This is a genomic window from Paenibacillus sp. S02 (assembly GCF_019454065.1).
Classification (GTDB): domain Bacteria; phylum Bacillota; class Bacilli; order Paenibacillales; family Paenibacillaceae; genus Paenibacillus; species Paenibacillus polymyxa_B.
The window spans coordinates 5338487-5361884 of record NZ_CP073682.1; the positions used below are offsets into that span (position 1 = coordinate 5338487).

20 protein-coding genes are annotated in these 23398 nt (G+C 39.9%); all 20 read right to left on the bottom strand.

The annotated features are described in order from the left end of the window. Positions 1–364: 364 nt before the first annotated feature. Positions 365–2380, bottom strand: coding sequence for an NAD-dependent DNA ligase LigA (gene ligA, locus KAI36_RS23855; protein WP_220026172.1), 2016 nt, complete (start codon positions 2378–2380; stop codon positions 365–367). 90 nt (positions 2381–2470) lie between these two features. Continuing rightward, the gene (gene pcrA / locus KAI36_RS23860; RefSeq protein WP_220026173.1) at positions 2471–4795 is read right to left on the bottom strand and encodes a DNA helicase PcrA; all 2325 of its coding nucleotides are present in this window, start codon (positions 4793–4795) and stop codon (positions 2471–2473) included. A gap of 41 nt (positions 4796–4836) precedes the next feature. Next, positions 4837–5529 carry a heptaprenylglyceryl phosphate synthase gene (gene pcrB, locus KAI36_RS23865; protein ID WP_481856501.1) on the bottom strand — a complete coding sequence of 231 codons (693 nt, stop codon included), beginning with the start codon at positions 5527–5529 and terminating at the stop codon, positions 4837–4839. A gap of 144 nt (positions 5530–5673) precedes the next feature. Beyond that, the gene (locus KAI36_RS23870; protein WP_220026174.1) at positions 5674–6546 is read right to left on the bottom strand and encodes a phosphatidylinositol-specific phospholipase C/glycerophosphodiester phosphodiesterase family protein; all 873 of its coding nucleotides are present in this window, start codon (positions 6544–6546) and stop codon (positions 5674–5676) included. Positions 6547–6652: 106 nt separating this feature from the next. After that, the gene (locus tag KAI36_RS23875) at positions 6653–8053 is read right to left on the bottom strand and encodes an undecaprenyl-phosphate glucose phosphotransferase (RefSeq protein WP_103744788.1); all 1401 of its coding nucleotides are present in this window, start codon (positions 8051–8053) and stop codon (positions 6653–6655) included. Next, entirely contained in the window at positions 8050–8958 is a 909-nt protein-coding gene (locus tag KAI36_RS23880; protein WP_220026175.1) for a glycosyltransferase family 2 protein, read from the bottom strand. Before KAI36_RS23880 ends, KAI36_RS23875 begins: the two co-directional genes overlap by 4 nt. A gap of 371 nt (positions 8959–9329) precedes the next feature. Further along, positions 9330–9422 (bottom strand): putative holin-like toxin, encoded by a 93-nt coding sequence (locus KAI36_RS27755; protein ID WP_219727884.1) that lies wholly within the window; start codon positions 9420–9422, stop codon positions 9330–9332. Between the two features lie 185 nt (positions 9423–9607). Then, positions 9608–10519, bottom strand: a complete 912-nt coding sequence (locus KAI36_RS23890) for a glycosyltransferase family 2 protein (RefSeq protein WP_220026176.1) — start codon at positions 10517–10519, stop codon at positions 9608–9610. 191 nt (positions 10520–10710) lie between these two features. Then, positions 10711–11583 (bottom strand): dTDP-4-dehydrorhamnose reductase, encoded by an 873-nt coding sequence (rfbD, locus tag KAI36_RS23895; protein WP_220026177.1) that lies wholly within the window; start codon positions 11581–11583, stop codon positions 10711–10713. Between the two features lies 1 nt (position 11584). Further along, positions 11585–12604: a dTDP-glucose 4,6-dehydratase gene (gene rfbB / locus KAI36_RS23900; RefSeq protein ID WP_220026178.1), complete on the bottom strand. Its 1020-nt coding sequence runs from the start codon at positions 12602–12604 to the stop codon at positions 11585–11587. A gap of 27 nt (positions 12605–12631) precedes the next feature. Beyond that, positions 12632–13180 carry a dTDP-4-dehydrorhamnose 3,5-epimerase gene (gene rfbC / locus KAI36_RS23905; protein WP_220026179.1) on the bottom strand — a complete coding sequence of 183 codons (549 nt, stop codon included), beginning with the start codon at positions 13178–13180 and terminating at the stop codon, positions 12632–12634. Between the two features lie 22 nt (positions 13181–13202). After that, entirely contained in the window at positions 13203–13946 is a 744-nt protein-coding gene (locus KAI36_RS23910) for a sugar phosphate nucleotidyltransferase (RefSeq protein WP_220026180.1), read from the bottom strand. Between the two features lie 13 nt (positions 13947–13959). Beyond that, on the bottom strand, positions 13960–14364 hold the full coding sequence (locus KAI36_RS23915) for a GtrA family protein (protein WP_220026181.1): 405 nt from the start codon (positions 14362–14364) through the stop codon (positions 13960–13962). After that, positions 14315–15250, bottom strand: coding sequence for a glycosyltransferase family 2 protein (locus tag KAI36_RS23920; RefSeq protein WP_220026182.1), 936 nt, complete (start codon positions 15248–15250; stop codon positions 14315–14317). The genes KAI36_RS23915 and KAI36_RS23920 overlap by 50 nt, the downstream gene beginning before the upstream one ends. Continuing rightward, positions 15231–16328, bottom strand: a complete 1098-nt coding sequence (locus tag KAI36_RS23925) for a DegT/DnrJ/EryC1/StrS family aminotransferase (RefSeq protein ID WP_220028198.1) — start codon at positions 16326–16328, stop codon at positions 15231–15233. Before KAI36_RS23925 ends, KAI36_RS23920 begins: the two co-directional genes overlap by 20 nt. Positions 16329–16333: 5 nt before the next feature. Beyond that, on the bottom strand, positions 16334–16900 hold the full coding sequence (locus tag KAI36_RS23930; protein WP_220026183.1) for an acyltransferase: 567 nt from the start codon (positions 16898–16900) through the stop codon (positions 16334–16336). Further along, positions 16897–17316, bottom strand: a complete 420-nt coding sequence (locus KAI36_RS23935; RefSeq protein ID WP_220026184.1) for a sugar 3,4-ketoisomerase — start codon at positions 17314–17316, stop codon at positions 16897–16899. The genes KAI36_RS23930 and KAI36_RS23935 overlap by 4 nt, the downstream gene beginning before the upstream one ends. 20 nt (positions 17317–17336) lie before the next feature. Further along, the gene (locus KAI36_RS23940; protein ID WP_220026185.1) at positions 17337–18158 is read right to left on the bottom strand and encodes a hypothetical protein; all 822 of its coding nucleotides are present in this window, start codon (positions 18156–18158) and stop codon (positions 17337–17339) included. Between the two features lie 797 nt (positions 18159–18955). Then, the gene (locus tag KAI36_RS23945) at positions 18956–20977 is read right to left on the bottom strand and encodes a glucosyltransferase domain-containing protein (protein ID WP_220026186.1); all 2022 of its coding nucleotides are present in this window, start codon (positions 20975–20977) and stop codon (positions 18956–18958) included. A gap of 69 nt (positions 20978–21046) precedes the next feature. Then, on the bottom strand, positions 21047–23389 hold the full coding sequence (locus KAI36_RS23950) for a glycosyltransferase (RefSeq protein WP_220026187.1): 2343 nt from the start codon (positions 23387–23389) through the stop codon (positions 21047–21049). Between the last annotated feature and the right edge of the window lie 9 nt (positions 23390–23398).

The following is a 23398-nucleotide window of genomic DNA, read 5'->3' on the forward strand; positions in this document are numbered from 1 at the left end:
TTGGTTTATAGAAAGAGCGATAAGCTCATTTTAATGCTAGCGATTCTTCTTTATAAAAGAAGAAATCTTTATTTCATCATCCATTTGTTCAGTTTTCAAAGAACTTGTCTGTTCTCGTTCGTTCAACGAGCCAGGAATTAGATCATATCATGTTAGTTGCTTTCTTGTCAAATCTTTTTTTGATTATCTTTTCAGCAACCTCGCTTCAAGAAATGTTATTCTCAAAGCAACGTCTAATAATATATCATGCCTAAAGTTATTTAGCAAGCATTTATTTATATCTATTTTATTTCCTACTATACAACAGATAATAAGGCAGCCACCCCGCCCCAGAGCGGAATGACTGCACTCATTGCAAAACTATTTATTCTTGTTCCAGCAGTCTGATAAATTCATCCTCATCTTCTATGGTGTCAATTCCGAGCTGTTGGGCCTTAGCTAGCTTACTCCCAGCCTTTTCACCAGCTATGACTAGATCCGTCTTTTTCGATACAGACCCCGCAACTTTGGCTCCCAGCGCCTCCAGCTTGGATACAGCTTCGTCACGCGTAAGCTGATGCAAGGTACCTGTAAGCACGACCGTTTTGCCACTGAAAAAGCTGTCTGTCTTCTTCTCCTGTGGAGCTTCAGGGGCCTGAGCTTTCACCCCTAGAGACAGCATCTTTTCAATTCCCGCCTGAGTAAATGGATCGGCAAAGAAAGCCACAATGCTTTCGGCTACAATCCCGCCTACATCCGGTAGTTCTATCAGTTCTTCCACCGTAGCGGACATCGTCTTGTGCAAATCACGGTAATGTTCAGCCAACATACGTGTTGTCGCTTTACCGGTATTCGGTATACCCAGAGCATAAAGGAAAGAAGCCAAATCTCTCTCTTTACTCTTTTCTAGTGCCGCCAAGAGGTTACTGGCCTTTTTCTCACCAAACCGCTCCAGCTTCACAAGATCATCATATTGGAGTGTATACAGATCCGCAGGCTCGCGCACTTCCAGTTCGTCATGTAGCTGTATGGCCGTTTTGTCACTAAATGTCTCAATATCCATAGCATCACGTGAAGCAAAATGGGAAATACGAGCCACAATTTGTGGTTTACACCCCAGCTTATTGTCACAAAACAAATGGGCACCTCGCTGCTGCAACGGAAACCCGCAGGCTGGACAATGATCTGGTACGACAATTTCCTCCCCGTCGTTCTCAGACGTTACCTTTCCTAATATCTCCGGAATGACATCGTTTGAGCGACGGATAAACACACGTGCACCCAAAGCAAACTTCAGGTTTTTGCGTTCAATGTCACCAGCATTGTTCAGTGTACAATTTTGTACAGTGACTCCCGCCAGCTCTACTGGCTCTACCCTTGCGAGTGGGGTGATTTTACCAGTTCGTCCTACATTCCACTCAACCGAGTTAAGCACCGTTGTCGTTTCCTCGGCTTCGAACTTATATGCCACCGCCCAGCGTGGGAATTTATCGGTATACCCGAGAGCCTCACGTGTGCGCATATCTGTAATTTTCAATACTGCCCCATCAATGAGGTAATCCAATCCGGCACGAGATTCTTCAATCTCAATCAGTTGCTCCATTACATCTTCAAAATTATCAAAGTAAGTCAGGTAAGGGTTTACCTTAAAATGATTTTCACGCAGGAAAGTCATCATTTCCTGGTGGCTGTTAAACTGGATACGGTCTGCATACCCCACATTGTAGAAAAATGCATTCAATCGCCGTTCTGCTGTCACTTTGGGATTCAAGTTACGCAAAGCGCCAGCTGCGGCGTTGCGTGCGTTTTTAAGAGGGTCTGCGGCAGTCTCATTATATTTGGACAGTACAGAGAGATTCATTATCCCTTCTCCCTGAACTTCAATAGTTCCATTTCGAAAAGGAATTGTAAGTGGCACGGATTTAATCGTTTTTACCTGCGCCAATATCCCCTCACCCACAACACCATTACCGCGGGTAGAAGCCTGTACCAGCTGTCCATCAGTATACGTCAGGTTCAGCGTTAGACCATCAAATTTAAGTTCTATCGCATAACCTGGAGATGGCAAAGGTTGCTCCGGGTTCTTGGTATTGTAATCATTGACCAGCTTCACGACACGCGCGTTCCATGCACGCAGCTGTTCCATATTCTGAGCTTTATCAAGGCTCCATAATGGGGCAAGGTGGCGATGCGGTGTGAACCCTTTGAGTAACTCCCCGCCCACACGCTGTGTCGGCGAATCCGGCAGCACAAGACCGCTCGTCTGTTCAAGCGCTACCAGCTCGTCATAAAGCACATCATATTCTTTGTCGCTGATCTTGGGTTCATCCAGTGTGTAGTAATGATAGTTATATGTGTTCAGTTCAGCAACAAGCTGCTCCATCCTGTGCATTGGGTTCATGCAGGCGTATCCCTCCGGGAACTTCATCAGGGCAGAGGCCCTAAGCCAAGCTGCCACTCATGAGGTTCGAGATTTAATGATGTTTGAGATTTATTCTACTTTTGTAATCGGTGCAAAGCCAGCTAACAGTCGTTTAACCCCTACTGGAGCCGGGAAAGCAATTTGAAGCTCCATATCATTACCCGTCCCTTTTACAGCGACAATGGTTCCAATCCCCCATTTGCCATGCTGTACCTTGTCTCCAGCAGCAAAAATGGAGGGGCCTCCTGCCGAAGCAGCCGGAGTTGCTTTCGCAGATGAGGAGGTCGTTACTGTTACGCGGGGTGACGCGGAAGCGGACGAACCACTACGGCTCATCGTATCAAACGAGCGTTCTCCACCAAAGTTGCTGCCACTACCTTTATTCAGTCCGCGCCCACCATAAGATCCGCCTACATTGCCTGAATGGCGGTAGCGGTCACGTTTAATGATCGTATCCTCTTTTAACTCGTCCGGAATCTCTTCGAGAAAGCGGGAAGGCGGGTTAGCTGTGGTGCGGCCAAACAAAGTGCGCATCTGCGCGCATGTAAGGAACAGTTGCTCCTCTGCACGGGTAATCCCGACATACGCCAATCTGCGCTCCTCCTCCAGCTCTTCGTTATCTAAAAAGGCACGACTATGAGGGAACACTCCCTCCTCCATACCGACAATAAATACGATAGGAAACTCCAGTCCTTTGGCGCTATGCATAGTCATCAATACAACCGCATCGCTTTGCTCTTCTTCATCGTCATTCATGGAATCAATATCGGCAATCAGAGCAAGGTCGGTCAGGAAGGAGACGAGTGACTTGTCTTCCGCTCCTTTTTCAAATTCCATGGTTACCGACAGGAACTCATCAATATTCTCCAAACGCGAGCGTGACTCAAGTGTATTCTCGTTTTGCAGCTCCAATCGATATTGGGTGGTTTCCAGCATTTTTTCTGTTAACTCGGTAACCGACAGGTAGTCTACCATCCGACTTAAACCTTCGATCATATCGTAAAACTCTACCAACGCATTGCGCGTACGTCCTGCAAAGCCCAAATCGTCTACAACTTGAAGGACACGGAAAATCGAAACTCCACGTTCCGCTGCAGCTGCCTGCAATTTGCCGACGGTTGTGTCTCCGATGCTTCGTTTTGGCACATTAATGATTCGGATCAAGCTGATGTCGTCGTCAGGATTGGAGAGCAGGCGAAGATACGCCAGCAAATCCTTAATTTCCTTCCGATCATAGAACTTGATACCTCCCACGATCTGGTAAGGAATATCCGATTTAATCAAAATTTCCTCGACAACCCGAGACTGAGCATTCGTACGGTACAAAATGGCATGATGGCTATAGGTTTTGCCTGCATTAATATTCTTATGAATTTCGGAGGCGATAAAGTAGCCCTCATCATGCTCAGAGTCAGCACGATAAACTTTAATTTTGGCGCCGCCTTCTTTGTCAGTCCATAGTTTCTTCGGCTTGCGGCCTGTATTTAGACCAATTACTTCGTTGGCAGCATTGAGAATATTCGAGGTGGACCGGTAGTTCTGCTCCAGCAAAATGGTGCGCGCTTCCGGGTAGTCCTCTTCAAAATTCAAAATGTTGCTAATATCCGCCCCCCGCCACCGATAGATGGATTGGTCACTGTCACCTACTACGCAAATCCGGTGATGCTTGTCGGCCAGCATTTTGCACAGCATGTACTGCGCACGGTTCGTATCCTGATATTCATCAACATGAATGTATTGAAATTTCTTCTGGTAGAAATCCAGTACCTCAGGTACTTCTTTAAAAAGCTGAATCGTTGCCATGATCAAATCATCAAAATCAAGAGAGTTGTTGTTTTTGAGCCGTTGTTGGTACTTGGTATATACCTTCGCCACAATCCCCTCAAAATAGTCGCCAATCTTGCGCTCATACATTTCGGGAGTGACCAGTTCATTTTTAGCCGTACTCATCATAGACTGAACCGCTTTGGGTTCAAACTTTTTGGTGTCTATATTCAGATCCTTCATGCAGCTCCGAATGACAGACAATTGATCCGTAGAATCCAAAATGCTGAAATTGGAGGTGAAGCCAATCCGCTCGATATCCCGACGTAAAATACGCACACACATCGAGTGGAAGGTGGATACCCACACATCTCTCCCCTGCGGGCCAATCAGCTTGGATACGCGATCCTGCATTTCACGCGCAGCCTTGTTCGTAAAGGTAATCGCCAAAATGCCCCATGGAGCCGTCTTGCGGGTCGCGATGAGGTAAGCTATTCGGTGCGTGAGCACCCGTGTTTTACCACTGCCTGCGCCAGCCATAATCAGCAGCGGACCATCTACCGCCTCCACAGCCTGACGCTGAGGCGGATTAAGGCGAGCTACCGCCTCGTGTATATCTATTGATTGCATGCGTGCATGCTCCTTTCCCTGAGCTTCCATAAATTCACGTTCTATACTTCCAATTTCACAGCTATCGTCTCCAGCGCCTTCGCCAAGTCACGATAAATGATGTTTCCTACTACAATGGTGTCACAAACAGCAGCCGCTTGTAACGCGGTAGATTTATCCACGATTCCTCCCCCGTATAGGACACGAGAGCGCTCCGTACTGCGATGTATTTTTTGCACCAGCTCCATATCCCCAAAAGCACCGCTATATTCCACATATACAATCGGCAGATGCATGAGCTTGTCAGCAATCTGTGCATATGAGGCGGCAGATGAAGCATCCAGCGAAGTATCTGCTCCGGTAAGCTTAGCGACCGTAGAATCACCGTTCAAAACAATATATCCTTCCGCCACAAGCAAATCCCACGGGATCATATAACCAAGCTGTTCAATTGCACGTTGGTGCTGCCCTAGAATCCAATTACTGTCAGTGGTATTCAGTACCATGGGAATCATATATAGATCAAACCCTGGCACTACAGCCTCCAGATCGGACACCTCAAGCACACACGGCACCTCATAACGCCGAACCCGTGACAGCAAATCCACCGTATTCTCATAGGTTACGCCCGATGAACCTCCTACCATAATGGCGTCCGTACCAGACATACACACGGCGTCAAGTGCCTCATCATCCAGTTCCTTGTCAGGATCAAGCTTAAACACATGCTTCCATGATTGAATTGAATCTGCCAACACACATTCCTCCAGCATCCATTGCTTTTGTTATGATCCAGTCGAGCCGAATTCCAATATCCAAAAGCGTTCTATGCTAAGTCTATGACAGTGCTTAAAAGGTGTCAATGTTCGTATCAAATGGGAACACCCCGTTCAGACAGCTCATGGTCGTAGCGCATACAACCAACTGCGTTTACTAAGTTCTTTTTCCGTTAAAATATCTGTATAGAAACCTCGCACACCCATCTGTTCATACTCAGCCGCATCCTTCAACTCATTAATGGTATTTACGTAGCACACTGCCCCTACCTGACGCAAACTTTCCACTAAAGCACCACTCACCCGATTCTCTGGTAAAGTTACTGCCGTTATATCATTTTGTTGTACAAATCGAATGATCTGGTCATCTTTATCCTCTGTGGCATAGAGCGTATAAATAACAGATGGATAGGGATAAATACTCCGCAACGTTTGCAGCATTTCTTCATTGTAAATTTGAGGAACAATACGGGACAAAAGCTTGGGGTTTTTCTCCTGTGCCTGACGGGTCAGTTGTGCAAACAACTGTTTGATTTGGGCAGGGTCCTGTTCTTTCGTATCGGTCACAATATAAGCATCCGGGTATGTTTCCAATAAATCCAATACATCCTTCCAATCTACTGGGGTATAGGAACCGTGTATAGGTGTGTTCTTAAATTGATGATAGCTCCAAGGTTTTCCGCCCTGTTCTGTAGCAACTGCGTGTTCCTGTTGCATTTGCTCTGTAAAAGATTCTGTCCATTCATGGCGCGCCACCAATTGTCCATCCGAAGTAAACATCAGGTCGACCTCGAATACGCGGCTGCCTTTTTTATAATTTTCCACAAACGCTTCACGCGCATTAGTATAGGCCAAACCATCAACGGCTCCCATGGCATGCGAAATCACGCGGTGCGTGGTAAAGCCAGTATGTTCTTCTGTAGATTGTCCTTTGTAAGCCAGTAAAAATGTGCCGATTAACATTAAAAGAATGACCGTAGCAATCAATCGTTTCATAGGGTGTCACATCCTTTTCGTACAGGTCAATACCCTACATACGCATGTTCAAAACAACTGCCAGACGCAAAAACACCCTCCGGCTAAACCGAAGGGTGACTCTGGATTAATACGCGTTCTTGAAACCATTGCGAATCGTACGGAAAATAATTTTAATATCGAATAAGAGCGACCAGTTCTCAATATAGAAGATGTCATGCTTAATCCGTTCCTCAATAGATGTATCTCCACGCAGCCCGTTGCTCTGTGCCCAGCCTGTGATTCCGGGACGAACATGATGCTTCACCATGTATTTCGGAATTTCCTCACGGAACTGATCCACATAATAGGGTCGTTCTGGGCGTGGACCAACGACACTCATATCACCAAGCAGAACGTTGAAAAATTGCGGCAGCTCGTCGAGACTCGTTTTACGAATAAAAGTACCAAAGCGTGTGCGTCGTGGATCATTCGCAGTCGTCCAGCCCGTATCTTCAGTCCCAGAAGGCAGCACCTTCATCGAACGGAATTTGTACATTCGGAAGGTACGACGATTCAAGCCTACTCGCTCCTGCTTAAAAATGATTGGACCTCTGGACGTGACCATCACACCAATCGCCACTGCCAGCATGATCGGAGAGGTCAGGAGAATCGCGAATAAAGAGAATAAAATATCGAATAGACGCTTAAATAATCGGTTCCCCGCCACATCTAGTGGAATATCCCGTACATTGATCATCGGCATGCCTGCAAAGTTATCAAAGTACGGTCGAGCCGGCAAATAATCGAAAAAGTCGGGGATTATAAGCGTGCGCACTCCAGCCTTTTCACACATGTTGATAATCTTGGGGTACTTATCATGAGCATCCAGCGGCAGCGCTAGAATGACCTCGTCAATCATCAGATGCGACAGCGTAGCCTCCAATTGATCTAAGCCTCCAAGAATCGGGCGCAAATGCGCCTCTTCCTCTTCACTCCAATGCCGCTTATCATCCAGAAAACCCACTACCTCGTATCCCAGATCAGGATACTGTCCAAGATTATGATAAAATCGTTGGCCTAGAGTACCTGCACCGAGAATAAGCATGAACTGCTTGTTGTATCCTTTTTGACGGAGAGCTTTAAGAACTTGCTTCAAAAAAAATCGGTAAAACAAAATAAGCAGCACGTTTCCAACCATATAGATTGCCAGATAAGAACGCGAAATGTCGATTTGCTTCACAAAGAACATCACACTCAACAGCACGAACAGGCCAACGATATGAATCTGGGTGACGCGGAATACGTCATCTGCAAACCGTTTTTTGCGTTTGGGCGAATAGAGCGAGAATAACATCCCCAACACTACAGCAATCAGGCCGTAGATTAAGCTCCAGCCTCCATATACTTGAATAGGAAGCGGTTCTTTATAGGTGATCCATTCACTTTCAAATTTGAAAAACCAAGCGATCAGAAAGGACAACTGAATGACCGCGAAATCCGCCACAATATATAATTGGGTTAAAAAACGCTGATTTCTGCGTATCATGCTTTCACCTCAGTACGAGATTGTTCCCCGCCGTCAGGCTTGACCGGTGCGGACAACTTATTTTTTAGAAAGGCCATTCCAAATTTCACGGTAATTCCCGCATATACAGCCATATTGGTGATCCAACTGTATTGCTGTTTATAATGCTTACGATGAAATACCCACATTGCTCTATGAAACTCATAAATAATTTTCAAAGGACGACGGCGAGCGCTGCCCCCTTTGATATGAATAATATATGTGCGCGGGTAGTAGTAAATGCCCCACCCGGCTTGCTTAATCCGGTAACACCAGTCAATATCTTCACCATACATAAAAAAGGTTTCGTCCAAACCCCCGACCTGGTCAATCGTCTCCCGGCGCACCAGCATAAAAGCACCTACCAGTACATCTACAGGATACTCATCGTCCGGGCTTAGATGCCCAAGCTGGTATTGATTGTACTTCGGGTTTTCCGGGTAACGCTTCGACCAGCCGAAAGCGTAGTAAAAAGAAGCTGACGGCGTTGGAAATCCTCGCTTACAAGCCTTGTCTAATGATCCATCCGGCAAGACGACCTTGCAGCCCGATGCCCCCATCTCCGGATGCGTATCCATAAACTGAACCATTGTATCCAGCGTGTCCGGTTGCACCAACGTATCGGAATTCAACAACAATACATAACGCCCGCTGGCTACTTCCATCCCCTGGTTGTTTGCCTTGGCAAAACCTGTATTATCCTTATTGGCTATCAACGTAATCTCCGGGTATGCAGCACGAATAGCCTCAACAGATCCGTCACTGGAGTGATTATCAATAACAATCACTTCATATCGGTACTGCGACTTTGACGCATACACCGACTGCAAACAATCCAGCGTCAATTGACACGTATTATAGTTGACGACCAGTATGCTTACATCCATATTTAAAACGCTCCTGACAAATTCAGTAATCTATTCTACTATCGCCTATTATAGCATACCGCACAGACCACGGGGCGCAAAAAAGCACATAACTTGTAACCTTACATAGTTAGTAGAATTTCACAAAATTCGATTCCTGTCGCTCCAAAGTGCAAATATAGACAAACGAAACCATTTCGATCTATATATTGTTCATTGGAAGCCGTTTATTAGATTTTTGTAAAATCCTCGGTTGAGGTCTAAAATTCATCGTGGTAAGATATACATGGAAAAAGGGCTGGTGCCAGCCAGCCCCTGCGCAACCAACGCTCCAAGAGCGGACGGTTTTGGAACAATCAGGCCGAAAATAGACCCTTCCTTGCGGGGGCGGTCTATTTTCGTTTGTTAAACTCTAACAGTGTGACGATTAACGCCCCGAACGTCAGCATTAAACTGAGCGCCTCAAACACTGTCACAGGCTTCACCCCCCTCCTCGGGAGAGTTAGCCGACCGCCCTTGCCAGCTCTATCGGTTGCACGTTTCAATTATACTATATTTTTCCATAAAGGAACACGCATTCGATGGTATTTTATCTAGTATTCATTTGCACCTTTGACTATTTGACGCTCATATATGGAAAAAAGTTTCAATATTTTTTCTTTCCATACCTCTATAACTTCCTCATTATGAAAACCAACTTATAAATCCAGTTGTCCAACCGTGACTGCCTATAAAATGGGGACTGCCAAATATATTTCATACGAGAAATTACGCCCTTTTGGTAGCTGTCCAGGAATTGATCCATATCTTTATACATTTGAGGAGACATGTCTTGTCCATAAAGTTGAATAAATTGCTGGGCTTGTTTGCTTAAAATATAGCGATTTTTTCCTTTTATAAATCTACTTAGTCTTTTCCTCCACTTGCTAACCCAGCCATCGGTAGAACCTCCCAGCACATTGTTTTGATGCTGCCGATACCAAATGGACGGCTCGGGGTCAAAAACAACCTTACCAAAAGAGGAGGTGCATAAATAAATCCACCAGTCATGCATAATAATGTTATCCAAAGAAGTCGGAGTTCTCTTTTTCACGAGCTGGAGGGTTTCTGTATTGATCACCATGGTACAACCTACACACACATTCTCAATGAGAGCATTATAGAAGGATACAGGTCGGGGGATGTCAGCTGGCCATACTTTAAGTGGTTCCAATGTTTGAGAGACCATTTGTGTAGCAGAACAGTACATCAACGGCCGACTCCCATCCTGATCCCTGAGATGAGACACAGCCTGAGCAAGTTTATTCGGCATCCACACATCATCCTGATCACAAAAAGCGTAATAGTCGAATGTCTCAGACGATCTTTGAATCAAATCAAAAAAGCTTTTAATAACCCCTACATTGCTCTCGAGGCATAAAATAATCTGTTGAGGATAACGTTGCTTCAGCGCTCTCAACTTGGCAACCGTATCATCTGTCGAGCCATCATCACGAATTAGAATCTGAACTTCTACGTCTTTTTGATTTATGAGACTTTCTATTTGCTCATCTAAATAAGCTGCTCCATTATATGTAGACAATAAAATTTGTATGTTAGGTCTGTTCAGAGTAATGACCTCCTTCTTTTAAAATGTGTAATAAAGGGACAATAGGTTCCACCTGCTTATACATTATAATGCTCAGCGTCCTTAATCAACATAGGCTTTAATATAATAAAATCTCCCAATCATGAACTGATGGGAGATTGCTGATATTTATAATAAGGTTTTAATTACTCGGATTTACTAAGACACTCCTGCAAAAAATCACGTAATCCCTCACGCCAGTCGCGCAAATCATTCAATCCATTGGTTCGGATCGCTATATGCTCCATAACAGAATTACGTGGCCGCGCTGCCGGTCTGGGGAATTGCTCTGTGCTGCACGGCTCCAATTTCGCTGTGATCTTGGCATCTAATATTTCCGCCGCATCCTGTAAAATAGCTTGCGTAAATTCATACCAGGTACAGGAGCCACTATTGGATGCATGGTATACGCCATACTTCTCCGTTTGAATCAATTCCGCCAAAAAACGTGCCAAATCCACTGTATAGGTAGGTGAACCCTTCTGATCATTCACCACCTGCAGGAGCGGCTTCTCCTGACCAAGCTTCAGCATCGTTTTGACAAAATTGTTCCCGTGCAATCCATATACCCAAGATGTACGAACAATAAAATACCTAGAGGAAAGTGTTTGGGTCAATACCTCCCCCGCCCGTTTGGACTTTCCGTAGATACTCTGCGGATTGGTATTATCGTACTCATGATATGGCTGCTTTGCCGTTCCATCGAACACATAATCTGTACTGATATAAACCAGCTTGGCTCCAACCTTTTCCGCAGCCAGCGCCATATTACGTGTACCTGCCGCGTTGACTTGATAAGCCCCGTCTACATCGGTCTCCGCTGCATCCACAGCCGTATACGCTGCACAGTGGATTACGGCGTCAGGTTGATATTGTCCTACAATCTTCACGGTCTGCTGCAAATCCCTGATATCCAATTGTTCCCGATCGTAACCAAGGACATCATGTCCTTGCTCCTGAAAAACCTTTACTACGTCTTTACCAAGTTGGCCGGATGCTCCAGTAACCAATACCTTCATTCTACGCATCCCCCAAGCGGGAACCGTACTGCTTTGCATAGTATTGTTGATATTCGCCAGATTGAATGCGAGTCCACCATTCTTCGTTGTCTAAATACCAGCGAATCGTTTCTTTAATGCCGGTTTCAAAAGAGTGCTTTGGCTTCCAGCCCAACTCATTCATCGTCTTCGTTGGATCAATACCATAACGGCGGTCATGACCTGGACGATCCTGCACATACGAAATCAGAGCTTCTGGCTTGCCCAGCTCCTCCAATACCGTTTTGACGATATGCACATTTGTCCGCTCGTTATTTCCCCCGATATTGTATACTTCACCCAGTTTACCCTGATGAATGACCAGATCAATTGCGCTGCAATGATCCTCTACATACAACCAGTCGCGAATGTTCAAGCCATCCCCGTATATTGGTAGCTGTTGATCACTCAGTGCACGGGAGATCATTAGCGGGATCAATTTTTCAGGAAACTGGTATGGACCATAGTTGTTAGAACAACGCGTGATATTCACTGGTAAACCGAAGGTTTCATGATATGCACGAACTAGCAGATCGCCACCTGCCTTGGATGCAGAATAAGGACTATTAGGCTGCAACGGAGTTTCCTCCGTAAACAATCCTGTTTCTCCCAGAGAACCGTACACCTCATCTGTTGATACCTGTACAAACTTGGTCACGTTATATTTCTTGGCTGCGTCCAGTAGCACTTGCGTACCCAATACGTTTGTTTTTACAAACACTTCCGGTTCCAAAATACTCCGATCCACATGTGACTCCGCTGCAAAATTAACTACCACATCGATTCCCTGCTGCATCAACTGATCAATCGCTTGTGCGTCGGTAATATCTACTTTGATGAAGCTATGTTTGGGGTTATTTTCAATGGATTTCAAATTTTCCAGGTTACCTGCATAGGTAAGAGCATCTATATTTACAATTTCGTAATCTGGATGGTGTTTTAACATGTACAAGACAAAGTTACTGCCTATAAATCCGGCCCCGCCGGTGACAAGAAGTTTCATACAGACCTCCTAAATCTTATTATTCGTCTAATCAAAATTAATGTCTGCGTCGGCCAGTGCTGGATGCTTCTGATCCTTCTCTGAAAGAATAGCATGAGAAGTTGGCCAATCAATCCCTAGTACAGGATCATTCCACAGAATTCCACGATCATTTTCAGGTGAATAATACTCGTCTACCTTATACAGCACTTGCGTATTAGGAACAAGCGTACAGAACCCATGAGCAAAACCCTTAGGCACCAGTAGCTGACGTCTATTATGCTCGCTTAAAATGACTCCGACCCATTGACCGAATGTTGGAGAACTTTTACGAATATCCAAAATCACATCGTAGATAGCTCCAGAAAGCACACGAATGAGTTTGGTCTGTGCTTTAGGATTAAGTTGGTAATGCAAGCCACGAATCACACCGGCTTCTGCAGATAATGACTCATTATCCTGAATGAAAGCATAATTAATACCGTTTTCTTTCATAATCTGCTCATTGTAGCTTTCCATAAAATAACCACGATGATCACCATGGACCACGGGTTCAATCATTTTTGCACCTTCCAGTTTCAAAGGGATTACCTTCATAAGTCCGCATCCTCCCTTTATTTTAAAGCTTTAGCTTTCCAAACTCTTCACCAAACACGATATCCTTGGCTAATTCATTAGCACGCGCAAGAGATGGGTGAGTTCCAGCATCCGTCCACCATCCTTGAAGAATATCATATGTCAATGTTCCATTAGCAATATATGCATTGTTAACGTCAGTTATCTCAAGTTCTCCACGAGTTGAAGGTTCAAGCGTTTTTACAATTTCAAACACACTATGGTCGAACATATAAATACCTGTTACAGCATAATCACTTTTTGGTTCTTTAGGTTTTTCTTCAATAGACACAATCCGTTCCCCCTGAAGCTCGGCCACTCCAAAACGGTATGGATCTTGTACCTGCTGAAGAAGGATTTTCGCACCCGTGATTTGATTGCGGAAATTATCCACAAAAGGCGCAATGTCATCTTCAAATACATTATCACCCAAAATAACAACCATTTGATCATCACCTACAAATTGTTCAGCCAAATCAAGGGCTTGTGCAATCCCACCTGCCTCATCTTGAACTTTATAAGTGAATGTTACGCCCATCTCACGACCACTGCCAAGAAGGTTAACAACATCACCCATATGATCTTTACCTGTAACAATAAGGATATCTCGAATGTCTGCTTGCTTAAGCTTATATACAGAATGAAAAATCATCGGATATTTACCAACGGGTAATAAATGCTTATTTGTCACTTTGGTTAAGGGGTATAGACGTGAGCCTGTACCTCCTGCAAGAATTATCCCTTTCATAATAAAACCTCCATTAATTCGCTCTAATAATTAATCTCGATAAAACAAAAGTAATTGGAATGGTCACAATAGTAACTATTAACGGAACAATAATTTCTGGTATGTGAAAAATTCTTACCAAGGTAAATAGCATTAGCAAGCTAATCAAATATTGTACAATATATACAATTGGATATTTGATAAAGCTCATTAAAGAAACCTTTTGCTTAAAAACAAACAAAGCATTTAATAAGAAAGATAGAACTATTCCGCACACATATGAAATGCTATAAGAAATCTTATAATCTACGAAACCAATAAGAGCTAAATAAATAGCATAGGTTGCCAGTGTATTTAATCCCCCGCTAATTAGAAATTTAAGAAACTCTTTATTTGTAAGTCTCGTCCACAATATATGCAGGGCGCTCTCTGCTCTCATCAAGAATCCTCCATAGGTACTCTCCAATTATGCCGAGCATAATCATAATGACACCTAATAAAAATGTAATCAGTGCAATAATTGTAGTCCAACCTTGAAGTTCGATCAATCCCACAAGCGCGTTGATAATTATAAAAACACCATACAAAAAACTTAAAACAGCAGTAACAAAACCTATTGCTGACATAAAACGAATAGGCGCATATGAAAAGCTAACAAATGAATCAACAAATAACTTGATTTTTTTAGATAACGTCCATTTAGATGTTCCTAATTTTCTTTCCTGTCTCACATAAGAGATCATTTCTCTCTCATGGCCAAGCCAGTAGATCAGACTCATAACATTAGTATTTTTCTCTTTAATGTGTAAAACTTCATGTACCACTTGTTTATCAACTAGTAGAAAGTCAAACCCACCCTTAGGGTAGTCTTTTAGAGCGAATTTTTCCAAAAGATAATAATACGTATTAGAAAAAAACTTTTGTGAGAACGATTCCTCTCTATCTTCTCTTGTTGCCAAAACTACTTTTTTACCAGACTTCCAATGCTCAATCATTTCTTTAAATAACTCTGGCGGATCCTGCAAATCTGCTGCAATAATACCAACGCAATCACCAGTAGCATAATTCAAACCAGCTTGTATTGCAGACATTGAACCAAAATTTCTACTTAGTTTAATAACTTTTATTCTGGAATCTTGTTTTCTGGCCTCTAACAATAACTTTAAAGAATCATCTTTGGAACCATCATCAACAAAGACAAATTCTAAATCGCATCCTACCAAGCGCTTTTGTAGCCCAGTAAGTCTATGAATCGTATGAGGTATATTTAACTCATTAAAGTACACAGGAACTACAATAGAAAATTTAATTTGGTTGGTAGTCATTAATAGCCTCCACAACACACTTGGCATCATCCATAGTCATAACTGGACTTAACGGAATGCTTATAATTTCAGAGTGTATTTGCTCTGAGATAGGAAAACTTTTATTTGACCATTCACTATAAGCTTGTTGTCGATGCGGAGGAATAGGGTAATGAATCATGGTTTGAATTTCTTTGCTGCGTAGAAATTCAGCAAAGCCTTCTCTATTCTTAACTCTAACAACAAAAACATGCCAAACATGAGACAACTCTTTCTCTTCGATTTGAGGTAGAGTAATGTGTGGATTATCAATATTACTCAAATAGTACAATGCTATCTCTCTTCTCAACTGATTGTCGCGATCTAGGTACTTTAATTTTTCCCGAAGTATAGGAGCCTGAAATTCATCCAAGCGACTATTATACCCTTTTACGATATTTTCATATTTTTTCTCAGATCCATAATTACGAAGTGCATATAATTTTTTATAAACTGCTTTATCATTTGTTGTTATTGCACCCGCATCGCCTAAAGCACCTAAATTTTTCCCTGGGTAAAAACTGAATGCAGCTGCATCACCTAAATTTCCAGCACGAATGTCGTCATAAATTGCACCGTGTGATTGAGCGCAATCTTCAATAATTCTCAAATTGTACTTTTCTGCTAAGACACGAATAGGTTTCATATTACATATCTGCCCATATAAATGAACCACTAATATTGCTTTCGTTCTATTAGTAATTGATCCCTCGATTTTGTCGGGGTCGATATTATATGTCTTAAGATTAGGTTCAACTAGAACTGGAATAGCCCCATTAGCAGAAATCGAAAGAATTGATGCAATGTAGGTATTTGAAGGTACAATAACTTCATCTTCTGGACCAATATCATAAGCACGCATAATTAATTCTAATGCATCAAGTCCATTAGCTACCCCAACGCAATATTCGGTCCCACAATAGTCCCTGAAATCACGTTCAAATGCTTTAACTTCTTCTCCAAGAATATACCATCCGGAATGCAGAACTTTCTTCATGCTTTCCAGAATAGCTTCCTCGTGTTGCAAATTTATTTTTTTCAGATCAAGGAAAGGTATCATGATATTCACTCACTTTGTATGTTTATTGAAATTTCTCCATTATATAAGTAATACTGAGAATCACATTTAGAACAAAAATAAACTTCATTCAAATTTTCTCCGCAATTACAAATATACCCACGAAATCTTGCCGGGTTTCCATACCACAAGGTATTATTTGGGATATTGGAAGTTACGACTGAACCTGCCCCCACCATGGCATATTTCCCAATTCTATTACCAGCTATAATTGTAGAGTTGGCTCCGATAGAGCAGCCATCTTCCAGATATGTGTTTAGAAATTTATCTGGGTACTGTTTGGAGCGCGGCTTCATATCATTCGTAAATGTTACATTAGGGCCAACAAACACATTATCTTTTATTCGAACACCGTCCCATATATACACCCCTGATTTAATTGTAACATTGTTACCTATAGTCACATCATTCTCAATAAATGTATGATCATTTATATTACAATTATCCCCTACTACAGCACCAGGTAAAACATGAGTAAAAGCCCAGATTCGTGTATTTTCACCTATTTTATTGGTCTCTACTATTGCCATTTCATGAGCAAAATAATGTTTCATGAACCATACACCTCTAAAAACACAGAATAGTCTCTAATATAGTCCTCTGCATCATATAGATGGGATGCAAGCACCAATAGTACACAGTCAGAAGAAAAATCATACATTTCATGCCAGTCATTAGGTTCTAATATTAGTACCTTAGCAGGATTATCTAATAATACATCTGTGTTTCTTTTAGCATTATCAAGATATACTTTACAACTGCCTGCTACAGCTACTAAAGCCTGCCGTGTTTTATAATGAGCATGAAAACCACGTCTAATATCTTGTCTTGTTCCATAAATATAAAAGACTCTTTTAATCTCAAAAGGCAAATCCTCATGTTCTTCAATAACAGCAAGCATGCCTCTTTCATCGCCTAATTCGCTAATTTCTATTAATTGACTTGTGTACTCATAAGATGAACTACTCATTTGCCCCTCCATTAACATATTTATAAACTAAACCAGTTAATCCTACCTGTTTGATAGTCCAACAAGAACGACAACACAAAAAATAAAAAAATGATTATTAAAAATGAAACACTGTACAAGCAAATAATTATACGCCTCCTTTTTAGTTCAATGCCCTTGTTGTTAACTAACTTCACCATCTTATAAGCACCAATACCACAAAAAGGGAGTAATATTAAGAACACTGGATATCCGAATCTTGATTCAACTACGGTTGTTCCAATAAAAAGTAGATACACAAGACAGGAAACAAATAAAGAAACGGCAATAAACTTAGCTTTCTTTGTCTTTTTTCTGTATATAAGAAAGCCAAATATGCCATATGCTGCTAGAATCCAAAAAATATAAAGAAATATAGAACCAAGAATCCTACTCATGGGGTAAAAATCTCTGATATAGGTATCTACATATCCCCAATCTAATACTCCAAATATATGTGAACTATATGCAACTAAAAATGCCGGAAAATTGTAAACCACTAAATCAAATATGTTTACCTCAGGACTTACTGAAAATGGTGTTTTAAAAATCAACTGAGGGTTTTCATTAGGAATAATTAAAGTCCCATATTTTAAGTATGTTGCTGCAAGTTTACTTTGAAATTCATAAAGATTCTGATGCACCAGAACAGTCCAATGGTTATAATGATTCACATTATTGTAAAGTTGCGGTATAAAAATTATACTAGAAATAACGGCTGCTAGTATAAGCTTCGGTAAATTTAAATCATTAAGCACTTTTTTTCTGTAAAGGAATAAAATAAAAATAATTGGAATTAGAATTGCTGAGGCTGGTCTAACCATGACCGCCGCATAACCTAACAAAAAAACTATAAAATAAGAACTAATTTTCCGGTAATCATTAAAAATCACATGTAGTACTGAGAGAACAATGAAACATGATGCGAGTGAATCCGTTAAAAATAACGTTGTCGACTGAATTAAATAAGGATTTAGAAATCCAAAAGTCAGTATAACATAATAGATCAAATTATTTTTAGTTGTTCTATAGAAATAAGAGCTCACAGTAAAAATGGTGTAAATATATAGAATAAATTGAAATATACTGATTGTTATCTTGGTATTATCAATGTTTCCATTTGTGAATATTCTAGCCAAAGCTATGAATAGAGGATATAGATAGGTCCTTAAAGGTTCATCTATACTGAGGAGTCCTTTATCTAAAATCATTTGACTAACATTAATGTATCCCGTTTCATCATAATAATTAACATTATAATTTTGAAGTAAGTAATAAATGAAAATCGATGTAGATATTAATATCAGAACAACTAACGGTACAATCTTATGTCTATTCCAAGAGAACAAAAATTCCAACTCCTCTAATACTTAATAGTACCAATTCTTACACTGTATATTACTTTTTTAAAGCTAATAATAACCTCAAGTTTGTTCCTAACATTGGATCATTTGTAGTGTGAAATAGAAATTAAGTATATTATTCGATATAAGAGATCTGTCGATAATAATCTCATTACCGACAGGCCTCTCGTTCAAGGCAAAATTAAAATACACAAAAAGCATAATCCGCATCTACCAATCTATAAATAATTGAGGTATAATTCCCCTTCTATTAACAATCATTTTATAAAATCGATACTTTTTAGCACGATAGATGAATTATTAGGAGGATCAATTCTAATAGCTCCAACATTTTGCATTGCAATCGGTTTTTTACAGAATATTGTATTAAGTCCCTTTTTCACGGAAATATAATTACTATACTTTTCTTCGCTATAATCTTCATTTTTCTGGGACAAAAAAAACTGCATATCTCCTTCCGTATCAGACTCAAAATTTAGTTTAATATAATCAAATGTACTATTATCGATTGCTTTGAATAGAGGAAAAGATATATGTGGGTCAATATGGCCCGCTTTTAACATGGTTGTATTATTTCCAGTTTTAGAAATCGATAAATCAAAATAACCTGGGATATCCTTATCAGCATTAATTTTATAAATTGATTTTCCAGTAACTTTGACATTCTGTTCATTATCAGTCAAATCTAATTTATACTTTTCTTTATCATCAGAAAGATTAACTATTATTAGGTTGCCAGATAATGCAACAGAGCCTTTATAAGGCCAAATTGGCATGTTAGTTGAAAGTTTAAGCGCTTTTTGTATTTCACTAGCATTTGGTCTGAAATAATCATATCCTAATGATTTCATGAAAGCCCATTTTCTCCCCTGTCTTCCACCATCCCATTCAAAAAATGAGTATCCTAATACCTCTTGTTTTATAATATTTTGTCTTGGTTGCTGAGTATGACTTCCTACAAATACAACCGGCTGGGATGGCTTTTCTCCCTGATTCAAATTTAAAATTGTATATCCAATTTGATTGGCCAACTTTACATCATCTTGATATCTATTATAATCACTGTAAAATAACTGTGCTAGTGAAAGCGACTGGTTTAGAGAGACTATTACAATTAATATCAAGACAATATTCTTTAAAAGGGGTTTATTAATAATCAGGTATAGTAGTAGCCATACTGAAGAAATAAATAACCCAAGCACTAAATTTGCTCTTATCGGCATGGGAGAGCCTAGCATAATAGACATTAAAAAGGGCATACTGAGTAAACATAATAATGTTAAAAACAAATAGAATGCCATATAGTTACCTTTTTTAAAAATGAAATTCACTAAAAACCATAGTGAAACGGATATACATGCTATTAATGTAGGTAGTATAATCTCGCTTCCGAATACAATATTTCCCAAAGCAAGATTTTTGAAATACACCAATAGTGTTACTATCGTATAACTTGGGTCCTGTTTTCCCCAAACAAAAAAATTATCGATATAACCTGAGGGCGGAATAAAAAGCCCCACCAATTTACCTATCAGATAATAAAAAATATATCCAGTTACTAAAGCAAGGATATACTTAAGTGGTATTACAATAAACTCCCTAAAACTTAAACATGTATCTGATTTTTGAATAGATAAAAAATATAAACATGTGGTTACCAGAGCGCCACAAACAAAAACTGGCAAGAAGGACTGATATATAGAGATAGAGAACGTAATTAATAATATTCCCAAAAATAAATATACTCTATTTTTTCTTAAAAGAGTCCATTTTACAACTAATAATGTTGCTAAAGATATCGCTATCCACCCTATCCCTAATTCGAAGCTCATCATTGAAAATCCTATATTTTCCGAGTACGCAGGAAATGTTAGAAAGAGTATTACAAAAATAAAGCCTGCTACATCATTTTGCTGATTTTGTGTTTTAATAACAAAACAATTGAAGATATATGCCCAAACTAGACTACTGAGAGTAAGAGAAGTTACTGCAAGAAAGGTGCTAGTTACTGAATTAGCCTGCCAATATTGGAATAGTTCTTTGATAAAAACGATTCCAATACGCCCTTGGGAACCCCATGCCCTTACTATAGATTCAGGTTGTGAAAACAGTGCATTTTCTTCATCTATTGAAAGAGTAAAATTCGTTAAGGGGAAGCCGTATGCGAAAAAAATCATCAAAGCAATTACAATGCAAAGCAATTTATTCTTTTTTATATATTCTTTGAATTCTTGAAACTCCCCACTTAGATCAGCAAAAGCTTTTCTTAGTTCTTCCATGATGATGCTCCCAACAATTATTATTCTATCGATTATTAATTTAAATATACACGTTATGCTCGTTCAAAATTATTGCTTTTTAATGATATTGAACTTAAGAATAAAATAAATAAGCTTCTTGCCCATTTTTAAAGAACCTTTATTATTGTTTCTAAGCTTAGTCAAAACTTTCCACCCAATTGTGTTTCTCATGTTCATTAATTCCGTTTCCAATTGGTTAAGTTGGTTATGGTACTCATGTGACGTTATATTACTATCATGAGGGAAATAATATTTTAAGGACACAAGAAGATCAGCATTTTCAAATACAGTTATTGTTTTAGTCGGCTCTTTGGAACTCTCGAACCTATCGTACAATTCCTTATATTGAGCTACCATCTCTAATTTTGTTTTAAAGTTATACTCACTAATATTAATTTTAATTTTAACCAGTTCATTTTGCCCATGATCAATAATCTCATCCAGTTTCTTCATAACATCGCTTAGTTCAAGAGATTGGGATACCCATCCACCGCCTACCTTATTAACTCTTTCCTTAAGGGCTCCCATAGGAGTAACCAGAACAGGTATATCATGCAACCACGCTTCAGTTAACGTATAAGAAAAAGTCTCTGGCCATGGAGATAACAAACAAATTAAATCCAGATCCAGTTTTTTTATAATATGGCTCAGTTCTTCTCTTTTGTACTCCCCATGCTTATGGAGATTATTTTGATTCAATAAATTTAATTTTTGGTCTCCCAGACCACCAACTAAATGCCAATTAATATGATTCCTAGGGTACTTTGTGATCAATTTATAAATCAAATCACTACCTTTATTAGGTGCAAGCCCGCCTAAAAATCCAATATTCCATTCCTTAATTTCTTTTTTCTCTGATTTCACATATGGAATTTCAGAGCCTGTGAAATTATTCTCAATAGTAACTCCATGTTCAATAGTAGAAATCTTGCTTTCTAATGAGGGAAAGTGCTTTATAAATAAATCTTTTGCAAAATCACAAGGTGTAATAAATTGGTCTACTTTACTACTCATATCTTCAACTTTTTCTCTCCATTTCTTTATAAATGGAGTATGAAATCCATAAGCAGCTCTCAAGGAGGAATTGAATTTTTCTTCTTCATTTCCACTTTCTAAAATGTACTTATTATTCTCATCCAACAAATTTACCTTAGGACTGAATAAATAGTAATCATGTAAAGTGAAAATTACTGGTATATTAAGTTTATGAGCAATATGAGGGATATCAAAAGAATGCCTGATCAAATGATGTATATGCACAAGGCTAATCTCAAACGTCCCCAAGATTTTTTCTACAATTTCACTATATTCTTGATGATGAAAATGTTGTATAGAGATAGAATCACGTAAAGGAAAATGATACTTTGCAATAAAATCACCCTTAAGATACTGCTTTAGCACCAACTCATTTCCATTCGTCACTAATACAAAAGCGTAATAATCTTCTAACTCCGATACAATATCCTTAACATGATACTCTGTCCCACCAATTGGCTGAGTATAGCTCTCGTCAAAGAAATTGTGAAGAACATAAAGTATATTGCCGCGGGTTTTGTAAGAATCAACATAATGTGGTAATCTAATGTTTATATTCTCATGTATACGTTTCAATGGATTTTTAACAATGAAATCATGAACACTTTTATCGTAATAGGGATATCTGGCATTTAAAGTTTTTAAATTTTTGTTTAATAAGGCCAGTTTGTCGCCTTTAAAAGACATAGAGCCTTTATGGTATATAAATGTGTGATCATCAAGAACATTTTTATAACCATGCTCAATTACTCTGCAACAAAAATCGTTTTCTTCTGCGTATCCTTTTCCAAATGTTTCCTGATCAAACAATCCGACTTCATCTATGATCACTCTTTTGATATACATGCAAAAACCAACTGCTGTAGGTATTTCAGGATATTCTTTTAGAGAGATGTTCTCAATAAAATGTGCCAAACTTTCAACTGTATAACCATCTGGAATTGAGTTATCCTCTAAAAACTTTGGAACAGAGCAAATACTTCCATTGTTTGTTAGCGGTGTAACTGTTGCAATAGATTTATCTGAATATGCTACCTCTTTTATCTTTTCCAACCATCCGGCGGTAACGACCGTATCACTATTCAGCAAAACCACATCCTCCTGTGAGAAGGACATACCTCTGTTAACTGTACCTACAAAACCCAGATTTTCTTCATTTTGCAGGATAATTAAACCTTCTTGCTTATCTAAGGTATCAAGATATTCATTCACCTTAGGATCTGGACTACAGTCATTAATAATCACAACTCTATTTTCTTTTAAATTAGTATAACGAAATAATGACTGCACACATTCTTCCAGTTCTTCTGGTGCGTTATACACGGGAATGATAATATCACAGGATCGCACTTTCATTTTTATTTC

Coding starts and splice junctions, on each gene's coding strand:
- ligA (WP_220026172.1), bottom strand. CDS start 2,380: ATGAACCCAATGCACAGGATGGAGCAGCTTGTTGCTGAACTGAACACA.
- pcrA (WP_220026173.1), bottom strand. CDS start 4,795: ATGCAATCAATAGATATACACGAGGCGGTAGCTCGCCTTAATCCGCCT.
- KAI36_RS23870 (WP_220026174.1), bottom strand. CDS start 6,546: ATGAAACGATTGATTGCTACGGTCATTCTTTTAATGTTAATCGGCACA.
- KAI36_RS23875 (WP_103744788.1), bottom strand. CDS start 8,053: ATGATACGCAGAAATCAGCGTTTTTTAACCCAATTATATATTGTGGCG.
- KAI36_RS23880 (WP_220026175.1), bottom strand. CDS start 8,958: ATGGATGTAAGCATACTGGTCGTCAACTATAATACGTGTCAATTGACG.
- rfbD (WP_220026177.1), bottom strand. CDS start 11,583: ATGAAGGTATTGGTTACTGGAGCATCCGGCCAACTTGGTAAAGACGTA.
- rfbB (WP_220026178.1), bottom strand. CDS start 12,604: ATGAAACTTCTTGTCACCGGCGGGGCCGGATTTATAGGCAGTAACTTT.
- rfbC (WP_220026179.1), bottom strand. CDS start 13,180: ATGAAGGTAATCCCTTTGAAACTGGAAGGTGCAAAAATGATTGAACCC.
- KAI36_RS23910 (WP_220026180.1), bottom strand. CDS start 13,946: ATGAAAGGGATAATTCTTGCAGGAGGTACAGGCTCACGTCTATACCCC.
- KAI36_RS23915 (WP_220026181.1), bottom strand. CDS start 14,364: ATGAGAGCAGAGAGCGCCCTGCATATATTGTGGACGAGACTTACAAAT.
- KAI36_RS23920 (WP_220026182.1), bottom strand. CDS start 15,250: ATGACTACCAACCAAATTAAATTTTCTATTGTAGTTCCTGTGTACTTT.
- KAI36_RS23925 (WP_220028198.1), bottom strand. CDS start 16,328: ATGATACCTTTCCTTGATCTGAAAAAAATAAATTTGCAACACGAGGAA.
- KAI36_RS23930 (WP_220026183.1), bottom strand. CDS start 16,900: ATGAAACATTATTTTGCTCATGAAATGGCAATAGTAGAGACCAATAAA.
- KAI36_RS23935 (WP_220026184.1), bottom strand. CDS start 17,316: ATGAGTAGTTCATCTTATGAGTACACAAGTCAATTAATAGAAATTAGC.
- KAI36_RS23940 (WP_220026185.1), bottom strand. CDS start 18,158: ATGGTTAGACCAGCCTCAGCAATTCTAATTCCAATTATTTTTATTTTA.
- KAI36_RS23945 (WP_220026186.1), bottom strand. CDS start 20,977: ATGGAAGAACTAAGAAAAGCTTTTGCTGATCTAAGTGGGGAGTTTCAA.
- KAI36_RS23950 (WP_220026187.1), bottom strand. CDS start 23,389: ATGAAAGTGCGATCCTGTGATATTATCATTCCCGTGTATAACGCACCA.